The sequence below is a fragment of the Nostoc sp. LEGE 12447 genome, from assembly GCF_015206985.1.
Lineage (GTDB): Bacteria > Cyanobacteriota > Cyanobacteriia > Cyanobacteriales > Nostocaceae > Nostoc.
This window is the reverse complement of the sequence record NZ_JADEXT010000008.1, coordinates 176,471-189,111: the sequence shown is the minus strand read 5'-3', so window position 1 is coordinate 189,111 and position 12,641 is coordinate 176,471. Positions and strand designations below refer to the sequence as shown.

Sequence of the window (12,641 nt, the reverse complement as noted above, 5' to 3'; positions counted from 1 at the left end):
GCTTTATGTAGAAATTGCGAAGTTATCAGTGAACAATTGTAAATAAGCTTTATTTATAAAAAGTGCTATTTTTTGATTCGCACACAGTTTATATTTTTAAAGTTCGAAATCAAGATTAGATTAGGCATTTTGCTATACCAAACACATGAAAATCCGTGCTTATCCATTGGCTCAATAGTTTTTCCACATCAAGCTCAAGATTAACTTGCGTCTTTCTTCTTTAAGGTTATTAAATAACCTGCATTTTGCTGTGTGATTAACTTCATAATCTTTTTATGAGAACCAATTACATCATTTTTCACAATACATCCAGATAGGTCTCATACATTTCATAACTCTGGAATTGCTGTAATTTCAAAATTATTCTTTTGACTTCAAGGGAATACGACGTTATTCTGTCGACTGCCTCTTACCCTTTCCCTCAAAATTCATCTTTTTCCAATCAACTATGCCACCTTACTTTTTTTGACATGGGTAGTAGCATGAATTAAACTACCTCTTGCAATCCAAAAAAAATCTTGAACAATGCATCCGACTGAAAAAGCTGCTGTCTCTACTCGCGTTATCGGTTTAATTAGTGGCACATCCGTAGATGGCATAGACACTGTGTTGGTAGAGATTTCCGGTACAGAATTGGATCTTAAAGTTGAGTTACTAGCCGGTAAAACATATCCTTATCCATCTGAACTCAGAGAGAAAATACTAGCGGTTGGTGCAGGCGTTGCCATCTCAATGGCAGAATTGGCAGAAATAGATGATGCGATCGCCCAAGTCTTTGCCCAAGCCGCCCAAAATATTCAAATTGGTCATCAGCTAGCTACTCTCATTGGCTCTCACGGTCAGACGGTTTATCATAGACCACCCAAAGAAGGAGCAGGGGGAGCAGGGAAGCAGAGGAACAGGGGGAGAGAAATGCTCACTCCTCATTCAGCACTTAGCACTCCTTTGGGTTATAGTCTCCAACTAGGGCGGGGTGAATTGATTGCCTATCTTACGGGCATTACAACTGTGAGCAACTTCCGCGTTGCTGATATCGCTATTGGTGGTCATGGTGCGCCTCTCGTGCCCAGAGTAGATGCCTATTTGCTCAGTCATCCTGAAGAAGGGCGTTGTATTCAAAATATTGGTGGTATAGGTAATGTAGCTTATATTCCGCCTCGGCATGGTGACTGGCTCTCAAAAATTCGCGCTTGGGATACTGGCCCAGGAAATAGTCTGTTGGATCTGGCGGTAGAGCATTTAAGCGCTGGTGCTAAAACTTACGATGAAAATGGCAATTGGGCAGCAAGTGGTACTCCTTGCCATCCTTTGGTAGAACAATGGCTCAACCAAGATTACTTTCATTTATCACCGCCCAAATCTACTGGTCGGGAGTTATTTGGTGTGACTTATCTACATCAGTGTTTAAAAGATGCCCAAGAATACCAACTCAATGCTGCTGATATACTGGCAACTCTGACGGAACTGACAGCTGCTTCGATTGTTCATAGTTACCGCACTTTTTTGCCAGAAATGCCACAACGAGTACTATTATGTGGTGGTGGTAGCCGCAATCTCTATTTGAAACGTCGATTAGAGTTATTGTTGGCATCAATCCCAGTATTGGCTACAGATGAAGTTGGGTTAAATGCAGATTTTAAAGAAGCCATCGCTTTTGCAGTTTTAGCCTACTGGCGGCATTTGGGCATTCCTGGCAATCTACCTACTGCTACTGGGGCACCTCAAGAAGTGCTTTTGGGAGAAATTCACCAAAGTCAGTCCTGAGTTCTGAAACAGACAGAAACAATAAAAAATTTCTTCATTATTCACTCAGGACGGACTAAACGCCCCGCTATTCATGTACAGCACTGCTATAACTGTAATCTTGGCGGTACTCGATCAAGACAGGGAATATATAAGGTGGCTCATACTTTTTTATTGGAACCAGGACGCTGGGCAATGCAAGGAAATTGGCTGGAACGAAATGGTATGCCAATCAGCGTCAAGGGTATGACCTTGGTAGCTTGGAATCGAGATAACTGGTTCACTATGGCTACAAAGCTGATATTTCCTGGTAGCGATCGCTCAGAAATCTCTCTACAATACAAAGGACGATTGCATGAGGGAGAGCGCCAGTATACTTTTTTACTACAACATAATATTTTGGGGCAAGTTGAAGGTGAAGGCTGGATTGGTCTAGATACTATTGTGCAGCGTTACTGGGTACTAGGCGATCGTCAACGTCGTAGTGGCTTTGAAACCCTACATCGGATTTCCGAAGATAGATATTACCTAAGTAGTGGTATCTTGGCTGGTCATTTTTTAACTAACACAATGGAAGTTAGCCTAGAGCGTCAATCAACCTAAGAGCAATGACCTCACTGCTGTAAGTCTAACCTGTAAACTGAAGCCATATTGTCTAAATTAACTCTAGCAACGTAATGGTTTGGCAATGTTCAAGTTTATTTTCACCAACTTACTTAAGGCAACACATAATATCAACAAAACTAATTTATTCTCAATAAAGTTAAAAATCTCATTAAGACTTATTTATTGATAAAAATTTAAGCGACATCGATAGCGAGTATTCGTCCTGCTGCAAAGAAGCAAGCTACGCACAGCGTCTCGTAGAGAGTGTCATAGCCCGTCCTAGACATCGCTTTGATTTTGCAAACTAAACCAAACGAAAAATAAGCATTTTACGTTGGTTTTTAATGTTGGTTGCGATAAAGAGTAATTTTAGATGCGTTTGCCCTACCGACTACTTAGTTGTATAGTAAAGAGGAAGTTATCAAAATTATCTTCATAATCTTAGGACTATTAATTAACTGTGTAATCAGGAGTTCAGTTTTATGAATCCTAAAGTATCCGTCATTATTCCTGCTTACAATACTGAAGCTTATATTGCGAAGGCGATACAGTCAGCCTTAGAGCAAACGCTCAATGATATTGAAGTCATCATAGTCGATGATGGTTCAAGTGATAAAACTGTAGAAGTCGCTAAAAGTTTTACTGACCAACGCCTCAAAGTAATAGTTAATCAACAAAACCTTGGAGTTTCTGCTGCGCGTAATCGTGCCATCAAAGCAGCTAAAGGAGAATGGGTTGCTGTTCTTGATTCAGATGATTGGTATGCTCCTGAAAGATTAGAAAAACTTCTGTTGCTGGCAGCAAAAACAAATGCAGACATAATTGCTGACGATCTCTATTTAATCCACGATGGCGCAACATCTCCTTGGAGTACATTTATTCAAGAAAATGGAGAGTATCTAGATGAAGCTCTCCAAATTGATCTCATTTCTTTTGTAGAAAGTGGTGTCTATGGAGAACCAGTGTTGCCTTTTGGTTTAAGCAAGCCTATATTCAAACGAGAATTTTTACTTAAGCACGGCATTCTATACGATGAAACTGTGAGCATGGCTGAAGATTTTTGGTTTGATGTGGAATGCCTAATCAATGGTGCCCGCTTTTTTATTGTGCCAGAACCCTATTATTTCTACCGCTCACGCCCTATTTCTCTTGTACGTCAAAGTATATTATCACGTCTAAATCAATGCTGCATAGCTACTAATTCTTTCATGCAACAAGAAAGGGTGAAAAACAATCCAGCTTTAATGCTTGCTCTATCTTATAATCTTGCATCCTATAAAAAACATCTAGCTTACTATCAAGTTGTAGTGCCTATAAAGCAAAGAAGATGGTTAACAGCATTAAGAGAAATCATGAAAAATCCGCACTTCTTTTCTGTTTTTATTTCCCGATTGAACAATATTATTAAACGTCGAATACAATACTATCTAATGGGTAATAAATCAGTTTTTGATATGTCTTATAACCTACAGAAAAAACGAACAATAGCGAATTGATATTATCTGAATTTCATGCGTAAATCATACATTTTCACCTAGTTATAATAAGTCTGAAGGTTAAAAACCTGGTCAAGCAATAAGTATCTGTTGTTATCCCTACTGAACAAAACAAAGGCAGAAGGCAGTTTTGCTGGAAGTAGAATGAAAGTGTTAATCAAGTAAAACTTTAGTTGTGAGTCATTGACCACTAAAATCACAGTTACAAATTATTCTAGCAAACTAGAGAACTTTTGATGTATGAGACATAAGGGCTTGGAGCTGATATAAAGCTAGACAGGAAGCCCTTATCTCTTTTCTTGATGCTTTATTGATATTCAAAACCCTGACTCATCACTCAGTTATCATAACTCTGTAGTGAGTGTGGTAGTTCCCAATTAAGATTTTTGGCAGATGCTAAAGTTATCTATTGACTCAAAATTGGGCAAACTAAAACTACAACATAATTAAAGTGCAAAATGATATGAAGCTTCATTATCTACTCTTTCCGCTTGTTTGCTCTGGCATATTGCACCAGTTGTAATTACCATCTCTGTTGCGAACTACCACAGGATGGCTGCAATCTTCTAAAAGAGGGCTAGAAAAAGCTAGATAGCACTGCGTAAATGTATTTACTATCTTAATTAAACAAGACTTGGGGCAAAATCCTCTTCTTAAAGGTAGGCAAATTTCCACCTCAGTGTACTAGCACAGAACTGTGTAGATAGAGCAACGACTGGAAATCATCCAACAGCCTATCCTATAAGCTTTTTGTCTTTTGACTTCTATTTCTGCCTTATGGTACGAATCTAGCAAGTCATTTCTGGGCGCAATAATTCAGATATCAGTTTGAATGCACTTTTTCTCCTAAACACTTACAACCTGCTTTTGGATTCAAATTCTCTATGTCAGACCCCAACATTGGTCGCTTACTCAGCAAACGCTACCAACTCCAGGAGTTAATCGGTACTGGAGCAATGGGTCGAGTTTATCGTGCTAAAGATACTTTGTTGGGAGGCGTACCTGTCGCGGTTAAGTTTCTCGCTCTATCAATTCAAAATGAAAAGATGCGATTGCAAGACCGCTTTGAGCGAGAAGCAAAAACCTGTGCTTTACTAGGTCAAAAAAGTATCCACATTGTCCGAGTTATGGACTATGGCGTAGATGAGAATAACACCCCGTTCTACGTCATGGAATATCTACAAGGACAAAGCCTAAACAATATTATTCGTAAGCAACGACTGCCTTTACCAAGATTTCTGAGTATGGCGCGTCAACTAAGTCTGGGGTTACAGTGCGCTCATGATGGCATCCCAGTTGAGGGCACAATTTGCCCAATTATCCATCGGGATGTCAAGCCAAGCAATATGCTAGTGATTCAAGATCCTAGTTTCGGAGAATTGGTCAAGGTTCTAGATTTTGGTATTGCTAAGTTATTACAGTCGGATGGCGACCATACAAAATTCTATTTGGGGACATTGGCTTATTCTTCTCCCGAACAGATGGAGGGTAAGGAATTAGACAACCGTGCTGATATTTATAGTTTGGGTGTAATGATGTTTGAGATGCTCACAGGCAAAATGCCACTAGTGGCACAAACTCATTCTTTTGGAGCATGGTATAAAACACATCACTATCAAAAACCACGTTCTTTTGCCGAGGTTGCACCTGGGTTAGAACTACCAAAAGAAATCGAAAATTTGGTGATGAGTTGTCTCGCTAAGGTAGCACGCGATCGCCCCCAAAGTATCACCGAAATCCTGAGAGTTCTAGCATCTCTAGAAAAACCTGAGCATACACGCAAAGTTAAGCAAGATAGCTATGCCCTAATTCCTACTACTACGGCTAGTCCTGAGCTTGAACAGAAGACTAAAGCCGATTTGCGGGCATCCTTGTCTAACGATGAAATCGCTCGTGCTATTTCTTGGCCCCAAAATAAACCAATTGCCGATATTGTGTTTCCTCAGTCCATTCAAAGCAATGGGGAAGTTTTACCAGCGCTATGGGTGATGCTACCGCAAGAAGAAATTCAGAAGCGCTTACTCTGTACCCGCTATAACCAATTTCTTTTCATCTCTATTCCCCATCCCATGTTGCTATGGATTACTGTCATCTACAACCGCAAGCATGGTGCCAAATGGTTACCTTACTACCTTGATCTTAAAACCAGTCTTGGTCAAGAAATTACTCGGTTATTACAGCACACAGGTTACTACCGACTGTTGTTCTTTGCACGAGAAACACCAAATCGTTGTACACACATCTTACCTTCCAGCGTCGCTTCTGCCCAGCGTCAACGACTACAAGAGTGGGTCGCAATGAGCAACACATTGATGTCTTCTGCCGACCCGCAAATGAGTAAAAGCTTGCTCAAAAATGAGTACGAAAAAATTAAGCCTCAAATTCTGGCAAAATTGGAAAGCATTGATACAGATTCTCCATACGATCTTTCCAGCTAGGAAGAATTTCTTAATATTACATGTAATATATGTAGCTAAGGGCTACTAACTCAAAGAATGTAAACTTTTATAAACAAAATATATATAAAGATGTAAGTTCTAGTTATATGTATAAAGAGTGAAAAACACAAGCTGCAAAATCAAGGATGTCTAAATTATCTCTGAATATTATTGCGTAGATATTTTCAGAGAGTTGTAAATTTACGCAGGCGTAATTCTCTGACTAGACAAAAGAGACAGTAAAAGAGTTTTGCTCAAGTGAACAGTAAGTTTAGCCTACAAAGCTAAAGTTATGTCTAGACTCCAGCAGATGTGCAGTCGAAAGTTTTACTAGTTGTTAGTTAATTTATTGAATTGAATTCTTCCGCCGCTCTTTTAGAATTGTTTATCGAAGTTGACGCCCCGACATCCCCAGCTCTTTTCCTCCTTGGAACCAAGCAAGAGAAGGAGGTCGTCCACTGCGACAGTAGAACGACTCTATGCCATAGTGGAACCGGAATCTAAGCCCCACTGGTGTTTAAGAAGCTCCTGATAAGTTGCCTCGCGCACTACCATTTGCTCATAGAGCTTTACTAGAAAGTCTTTAGCTTGGTCGTGGCTCATATTCTGTACTTGAGTGGCAAATGAGCAGATGCTGAATTGCTGTTCCAAGGATAGTTTCATTGGTTGGTTCATATTTAACTCCGTAAAAAAACGCGTAAAGGTGATATCGCTTACAGAAGTCCAAATGGGATAATAATTGGACTTGTATGTGTCCAACATTTGTTCCTCCGTATTAAGAAAGATAACAATTGTTTGACACGTTGCCCACATCCTAAGTGTGGATTTTTTTTGATATGATATCTTGCACCTAATCCTGCTGATATACTACCCAAGTCAGCCGAGCCGTATTCCGGAAAATAAGCTCTGTTTGAACGAAGTGTAGATATAACTACCTCTCAACCATTTCTGCTTTGCACTGATCTCTTTTGAGGAGATAAGCAGATTTTGTCCTGAGTCCTATACGTTTTCCTGTTTGAGAAAAACATTAAGACACTCTGTCTCCACAAATAAATATGGAGGAAGCTTCGGAAGCTAGGACTTTAAGGAGGTTGGGAAATGAATGGTAATAAGCGTGAATTATAGTCGCTCTACCTTATTATGTGCAAGATGTCAATTTATCAATTTGATGCAAATTCAGCCTCATTAGGTGACTTTGGAGGCTAAAAATATTTGTATCAAATTGTAAAAACTAAAAATGCTCACACTGAACAAATTGCTGAGTATATCTACCAGAATTGTCATTTGTCATTTGTCAGTTGTCCTTTGTTTAAGCTTACTAAGCATCGACTAATGACTATTTATTCTAGTGAGACGATGACAACTGTGATGTTATCGTGCCCTCCATGCTCCTTAGCAGCCTCAATTAGAGAGATGGCGGCCTTATCAAGCCAAGGAACATCTAAGAGACAGCTAGCAATCTTCTGTTCCACAAGTTCTTCTGTAAGACCATCACTACATAAAAGCAAGCGATCGCCAGCTTTGACATCTAGTGGTTGCACATCAATCTGATGCAAGTCTTCACGCCCCAAACAGCGCGATAATACATGACGAAAAGGATGCGATCGCGCTTCATCTAAGGTTATGTCACCGATTTTGATTGCCCGTGCAACCCAAGTGTGATCTTCTGTTACCTGCTCTAAGTGCGATTCTCGGAAGCGATACAGCCGCGAATCGCCAACATGAGCGCACCAGGGCGATTCTGGGGCGCGAAAAATTACTGCTACAACTGTTGTGCCCATATCGGCACGTTCGGGATGATTTTGCTGATCTTGCAAAATCGCTTCATTGGCACCCCACAAAGCTTGCTCTAGCAATTCTTGAGAAGATTTAGAAGATTCCCAATTTGCCAGCAAATATGCCTGAATTTCTGCCGTGGCTATACGACTTGCTTCTTCACCTCCAGCATGACCACCCATTCCATCGGCAACAACAAAAAACCGCCCTTCTGGGTCGACATAGTAAGCATCCTGATTATTAGAACGAATAAGTCCCGGATCGCTAAAACCCGTGAAATTAAGTTTCATAATTTTTTTTTGCAACAATTAATACATACGATCGTAACGGTCAAGGCGCAAAAGTAGTTGGATCAGGATCACTGAAATCCCTAGTGCTATTAAACCAGGCAGCAGTGCCCACCAGACATGATTGCTAACCACTAAGATCGTAGCTGAAAGTGTGAAACCACTGATTAACAGAGCATAGCTCATTGAGAGCTGAATACTGCTCTGCCTCCGCAATAGCCGTTCAGTTTCTATAGACCGAACGCGGAGGCGCATATCTCCGCGTTCTAGCTTTTCTAGCGTATCCTCTAATCTACGTGGTAGACCAAAAGCGGTACTACTTACCTGAGCTGCTTGACGACTTAATTCATTAATAAAGGTATTCCCCTCAGAACCATTCATATCGGTCATAAGCTGCATTGCATAAGGTTTGGCAACTTCCATAAAGTTAAACTCTGGATCTAAACCTTTGCCTACTCCTTCTAGGGTAGAAAAGGCTCGCATCACAAAAGTGAAGGTTGCTGGAAATCTAAATGGCTGATTATAAGCTATTTCATAAAGGTCGTCACTGATTGCCGCCACAGACTGATTTTCAAAGGGCTTATCCATAAAATGATCCAGCATGTACTGGACGGAACGCCGCACTGGGCCCATATCATCTGTTGGGGCGATCGCGCCTAAATCGATCAGAGACTGCACAACGCGATCGCCATCTTTTTGAGCGATGCCAAACAGTGTTTGCATCAGTCCCTCGCGCACGTTGGATTTGATCCGCCCCATCATGCCGAAATCGTAGAATATTAAAGCCCCACTTGCACTAATAGCAATATTGCCTGGGTGAGGATCGGCGTGGAAAAAACCACTATTGAGTAGCTGTAGTAAGTAAGCTTGAGCGCCTTGACGAGCGATCGCCTTTCGATCCAAACCGGCTGCTTCTAAAGCTTCGTATTGGCTAATTTTAATTCCAGGGAGATATTCTAAAGTCAGCACTCTGGAACTGGCGTAACGCCAAAATACTCTTGGGACATTCACCCAATCGTAGCCACGAAAATTCCGGCGAAAAGTATCGGCATTACGACCTTCGTTAAGATAATCAATCTCTTCCCAAAGAATGCGACAACATTCTTCATAAATACCTAACCAATCTCTTCCCCGTCCCCATTTGGGATGGTTTTGAAAGTAGCGGGTAATTCCTTTGAGAATTTGTAAATCTATTTCAAATAACTTCTTTAATCCAGGACGTTGCACTTTAACAACAACCGATTCCCCACTATGCAGCACAGCTTTGTGTACTTGCCCCAAGCTAGCAGCAGCTAAGGGAATTGGTTCAAAATTATGGAAGAGTTCAGGAATTTTTTTGCCTAATTCTTTCTCAATGGTCGCTTCTACTTGCTCATAGCTAAATGCCGGTACTTTGTCTTGTAATTTGGCTAGTTCTTCTACATATTCACCAGGGAAGATATCAGCACGGGTGGAAAACAGTTGCCCAACTTTGATGAAGGTTGGGCCTAAATCCAGCAGGGTATTGCGAATCCAAACCGCTTGGGTTTTGCGTCTTGCAGTTTGCTTTACCTCAGTCACGCCACCCGGATAACTCCAAGATTTGTTGTATAGCCAAAGTTTGAACAATAAGGTCAAGACAAAAGACCAAATGTCCACAAAACGCCGTCTGCTAGAGTATTTTTCCCGATTCCAACGGTATGCCTTATCTGAATAACCTTGTTCCATATCCTTTGTGTACCGTTGGTTTGCAACCGAATCACTTGAAAAAGAAGACACTCTGATTCCTAAACTATTTTTTCTTAAGTGTCATTTGTCATTTGTCATTTGTGAGTAATTTTCGACCAATGACCAATGACCAATGACTAAAATTTACGCAGAAGTTCGGCGATGATGTTGCAATTCTGTGCGTAACAGGGCAATTTCTGCTCGTAATTCATCAATATCTGCTTGCAAGTCACCTGAATCAGAATTGGTTTGTCTACCACCTGTAGTAGCTTGACCAGAATTAGCTGCTTCTGCTGACCGATTTGCTCGCTCTAGGACTTCTTCTGTAAACTGGCGCAACTGCTCTCTAGCTTCTGCATCAAATTTGCCCAGATCACTCAAAGCATCGGTCAAGGCGACCTCTAAACGCTCATTAACTACTTCGGCTACTGCTCTGCCTACGAAAAAGGCTTGTACTAGTGGGTTACTCATAAATTTTTGTTACGTTGATCCGCAAGAGAATTATAACTTGCCTGTATGCTTTACGGCTTCTGCTGGGGAGTTAGAGATTTAGAGTTAGTAATATGCCAATTCAATCATTCGCGGAGTTGACAGACATACAAGCGACAGCTACACCGGTCTGGAATAACATATATCATGACATTCCAGCAACTCTCGATAATATTGCTCTGGTGTATTGGGTAAATAGGTTGTCATTTGCAAAGCTTGCTCTCTCAACTTGAAACTTTGAGTAATGTTAATCCGGCTGAGGAAATCTAGATCGTGGGAAATTACCCAAATAGCTCCTTGATAGTCATTGATACCTACTACCATTTGTTCAACGGTTTCAATATCTAGGTTATTAGTTGGCTCATCGAGAATCAGCAGATCGATTTCTGAGATACTGATCATAGCGATCGCTAATCTTGCCAATTCACCACCACTCAGCACAGAGGCGCTTTTGTGAACATCATCATATTTAAAGAGAAAGTGTCCCAACTGTTGACGCAAAAGCTGATAGCTAAGATTAGCATTAGCAGCTTGCATATTTTCCAGAATTGTGCATTGTCGATTTACCAATTCGTAGGTTTGATCGAGATATACAGCTTTCATCGCTGGTGCAAGCAAAACCTCACCTGAGTCCAAAACTACTGTTTGGTTTTCCATTCCTAAAATAGCCTTTACCAGACTCGATTTACCAGAACCGTTTGCGCCGATAATGGCTATGCGATCGCCAGATAATATATGCAATTGAATATTTTGAATCAACAGACGTTCTGATACCCTAAGATTTGCACCCTGGATATTAATTAGATTTCGGTGCTTTTGATTTTTTTCCTCTAGTTGAATACTTGTGACTTTCGTAGTTTTGATTTTCGTCTCTGCAACCTTTTCATTAGCCTTTGCTACTGCTGATTCGTGTTTTTTTTTCGCAGTTCCAGTAGACACTTCAGCTTTGCTTTTAATTAGTCCTGCTGCCATTCTATCAATACTGCCATTAAGAAACTTGGCGCGACCGTTGCGGCTAGATTGAGCTGCGCGTTGCTGTTCTTGTATAGCTGTGGTTTGGGTACGTTTTAGTTCCTTTCTGGCGATTTCGTGCGATCGCAATGCTGCTTCTAGTTCGATTTGTTTCTGTTCTCGATATTGAGAAAAATTTCCTCCATATACTTTCAAAGCATCAGGTGTTAGTTCCCAAGTAACATCTGTAACTTGGTCTAAGAAAAAAGGTTTATGTGAGACAATTACAAACGCACCAGTGAAATTTTGCAGAAATTGTTTTAAGTTTTCTAAAGCTTGCAAATCCATGTGGTTAGTTGGCTCATCTAGCAACAGCAAATTGGGCTGTTGAGATAATCCGATTGCTATAAATAGTTTTGTCAGTTCTCCACCACTCAAGTTAGTAATTGGTAGATAAAGATTAATATTTGTATCGAATTGTGTTTGCAAAATCTCCTCAATCTTCCACCATTCATCTGAGATGGAAATCAAAAAATCAAGTACTGTATCTGCTGTAATCTCTTGTCTGATAGTGCTAATTTGTGGCAAATAGTAGACAACACTGTTAGACCAAACAGAACCGAAGCTGGGTCTGATGTGATCTGCAAGTATCTTTAATAGGGTTGATTTTCCTACTCCGTTGCGACCGACTAAAGCAATGCGATCGCCGGCCTCGATACTCACTTGTATTTTTTGAAATAAAGTTCTATCTAAGCTGAGTTCGTAGGCTAAATTTTCAGCTAATAAGATTGATTTTTTCTGCATTATTCTCAAACCTCAATTCACAAACTTCCACCCGCATGTTCACAACAATTACGGGATATTAGATACAAAAAACTTAGCCGCATACACTTGCCAAGCGGTTAAATGTAAATATGAATGATGGCAATATTCTTAGTGCATGACTATGTGAAGTAACCCTGTCAAACTAGTTGCGTTTATTCTTCGTTGACATTTGTTGCTTTGGCGCAACAGGTGTTTGGTACTACTTAATTTCAGCTATCTCGTTGGAGTTGTGATGAGGTTTGATATTGACTACAGTGTAGCATAAAGATATTTCGGAAAAGTAGCGATCGCTCGTTTTCAGTGGTAAATAAAGATTTTTAACC

9 protein-coding genes are annotated in these 12,641 nt (G+C 40.5%); 4 read left to right on the top strand and 5 right to left on the bottom strand.

Translation table 11 applies throughout. The features are described 5' to 3' along the window. The first annotated feature begins 525 nt into the window (after nt 1-525). The 4 genes from IQ274_RS12165 to IQ274_RS12150 all read left to right on the top strand — a co-directional run bounded on the left by IQ274_RS12165 (nt 526) and on the right by IQ274_RS12150 (nt 6,283). Nucleotides 526-1,764, top strand: coding sequence for an anhydro-N-acetylmuramic acid kinase (locus IQ274_RS12165; protein ID WP_163928398.1), 1,239 nt, complete (start codon nt 526-528; stop codon nt 1,762-1,764). Nucleotides 1,765-1,899: 135 nt separating this feature from the next. Next, nucleotides 1,900-2,346, top strand: a complete 447-nt coding sequence (locus IQ274_RS12160; RefSeq protein ID WP_114083579.1) for a hypothetical protein — start codon at nt 1,900-1,902, stop codon at nt 2,344-2,346. Between the two features lie 485 nt (nt 2,347-2,831). After that, the gene (locus tag IQ274_RS12155) at nt 2,832-3,845 is read left to right on the top strand and encodes a glycosyltransferase family 2 protein (protein ID WP_194142399.1); all 1,014 of its coding nucleotides are present in this window, start codon (nt 2,832-2,834) and stop codon (nt 3,843-3,845) included. 884 nt (nt 3,846-4,729) lie between these two features. Continuing rightward, nucleotides 4,730-6,283, top strand: coding sequence for a serine/threonine-protein kinase (locus IQ274_RS12150; protein WP_194142398.1), 1,554 nt, complete (start codon nt 4,730-4,732; stop codon nt 6,281-6,283). Nucleotides 6,284-6,760: 477 nt separating this feature from the next. On the opposite strand, the gene IQ274_RS12145 is transcribed toward IQ274_RS12150, so the two are convergent. The 5 genes from IQ274_RS12145 to abc-f form a co-directional block, all read right to left on the bottom strand. Further along, complete coding sequence (locus tag IQ274_RS12145) at nt 6,761-6,958, bottom strand: NblA/ycf18 family protein (RefSeq protein ID WP_041565841.1); 198 nt, start codon at nt 6,956-6,958, stop codon at nt 6,761-6,763. 665 nt (nt 6,959-7,623) lie between these two features. Next, complete coding sequence (locus IQ274_RS12140) at nt 7,624-8,349, bottom strand: Stp1/IreP family PP2C-type Ser/Thr phosphatase (RefSeq protein WP_163928404.1); 726 nt, start codon at nt 8,347-8,349, stop codon at nt 7,624-7,626. A gap of 18 nt (nt 8,350-8,367) precedes the next feature. Further along, nucleotides 8,368-10,053 carry an ABC1 kinase family protein gene (locus IQ274_RS12135; protein ID WP_163928434.1) on the bottom strand — a complete coding sequence of 562 codons (1,686 nt, stop codon included), beginning with the start codon at nt 10,051-10,053 and terminating at the stop codon, nt 8,368-8,370. A gap of 144 nt (nt 10,054-10,197) precedes the next feature. Continuing rightward, nucleotides 10,198-10,524, bottom strand: coding sequence for a DUF6825 family protein (locus tag IQ274_RS12130; protein ID WP_163928406.1), 327 nt, complete (start codon nt 10,522-10,524; stop codon nt 10,198-10,200). 138 nt (nt 10,525-10,662) lie between these two features. Beyond that, nucleotides 10,663-12,297: a ribosomal protection-like ABC-F family protein gene (abc-f, locus tag IQ274_RS12125; protein WP_194142397.1), complete on the bottom strand. Its 1,635-nt coding sequence runs from the start codon at nt 12,295-12,297 to the stop codon at nt 10,663-10,665. Nucleotides 12,298-12,641 lie beyond the last annotated feature (344 nt).

Bases quoted from the DNA above. Each gene is read 5' to 3' on its own strand.
- IQ274_RS12165 (WP_163928398.1), top strand. From the start codon at position 526: ATGCATCCGACTGAAAAAGCTGCTGTCTCTACTCGCGTTATCGGTTTA.
- IQ274_RS12155 (WP_194142399.1), top strand. From the start codon at position 2,832: ATGAATCCTAAAGTATCCGTCATTATTCCTGCTTACAATACTGAAGCT.
- IQ274_RS12150 (WP_194142398.1), top strand. From the start codon at position 4,730: ATGTCAGACCCCAACATTGGTCGCTTACTCAGCAAACGCTACCAACTC.
- IQ274_RS12145 (WP_041565841.1), bottom strand. From the start codon at position 6,958: ATGAACCAACCAATGAAACTATCCTTGGAACAGCAATTCAGCATCTGC.
- IQ274_RS12140 (WP_163928404.1), bottom strand. From the start codon at position 8,349: ATGAAACTTAATTTCACGGGTTTTAGCGATCCGGGACTTATTCGTTCT.
- IQ274_RS12135 (WP_163928434.1), bottom strand. From the start codon at position 10,053: ATGGAACAAGGTTATTCAGATAAGGCATACCGTTGGAATCGGGAAAAA.
- IQ274_RS12130 (WP_163928406.1), bottom strand. From the start codon at position 10,524: ATGAGTAACCCACTAGTACAAGCCTTTTTCGTAGGCAGAGCAGTAGCC.
- abc-f (WP_194142397.1), bottom strand. From the start codon at position 12,297: ATGCAGAAAAAATCAATCTTATTAGCTGAAAATTTAGCCTACGAACTC.